The sequence below is a fragment of the Enterobacter cloacae genome, from assembly GCF_011078175.1.
GTDB lineage: Bacteria > Pseudomonadota > Gammaproteobacteria > Enterobacterales > Enterobacteriaceae > Enterobacter > Enterobacter cloacae_Q.
This window is the reverse complement of sequence record NZ_JAALCJ010000029.1, coordinates 1-820: the sequence shown is the minus strand read 5'-3', so window position 1 is coordinate 820 and position 820 is coordinate 1. Positions and strand designations below refer to the sequence as shown.

Annotated in this window: 1 protein-coding gene; it reads right to left on the bottom strand. The window is 52.4% G+C overall.

Annotated features, from left to right (window positions below; genetic code table 11):
- Window positions 1–52 precede the first annotated feature (52 nt).
- Window positions 53–757 (bottom strand): IS6-like element IS26 family transposase, encoded by a 705-nt coding sequence (locus G6Q29_RS21525; protein WP_001067855.1) that lies wholly within the window; start codon window positions 755–757, stop codon window positions 53–55.
- Window positions 758–820 lie beyond the last annotated feature (63 nt).

The following is an 820-nucleotide window of genomic DNA, read 5'->3' as shown; positions in this document are numbered from 1 at the left end:
GGCACTGTTGCAAAGTTAGCGATGAGGCAGCCTTTTGTCTTATTCAAAGGCCTTACATTTCAAAAACTCTGCTTACCAGGCGCATTTCGCCCAGGGGATCACCATAATAAAATGCTGAGGCCTGGCCTTTGCGTAGTGCACGCATCACCTCAATACCTTTGATGGTGGCGTAAGCCGTCTTCATGGATTTAAATCCCAGCGTGGCGCCGATTATCCGTTTCAGTTTGCCATGATCGCATTCAATCACGTTGTTCCGGTACTTAATCTGTCGGTGTTCAACGTCAGACGGGCACCGGCCTTCGCGTTTGAGCAGAGCAAGCGCGCGACCATAGGCGGGCGCTTTATCCGTGTTGATGAATCGCGGGATCTGCCACTTCTTCACGTTGTTGAGGATTTTACCCAGAAACCGGTATGCAGCTTTGCTGTTACGACGGGAGGAGAGATAAAAATCGACAGTGCGGCCCCGGCTGTCGACGGCCCGGTACAGATACGCCCAGCGGCCATTGACCTTCACGTAGGTTTCATCCATGTGCCACGGGCAAAGATCGGAAGGGTTACGCCAGTACCAGCGCAGCCGTTTTTCCATTTCAGGCGCATAACGCTGAACCCAGCGGTAAATCGTGGAGTGATCGACATTCACTCCGCGTTCAGCCAGCATCTCCTGCAGCTCACGGTAACTGATGCCGTATTTGCAGTACCAGCGTACGGCCCACAGAATGATGTCACGCTGAAAATGCCGGCCTTTGAATGGGTTCATGTGCAGCTCCATCAGCAAAAGGGGATGATAAGTTTATCACCACCGACTATTTGCAACAGTGCC

Excerpts from the sequence above, each read along its gene's own strand:
- G6Q29_RS21525 (WP_001067855.1), bottom strand. The coding sequence starts at position 757 with ATGAACCCATTCAAAGGCCGGCATTTTCAGCGTGACATCATTCTGTGG.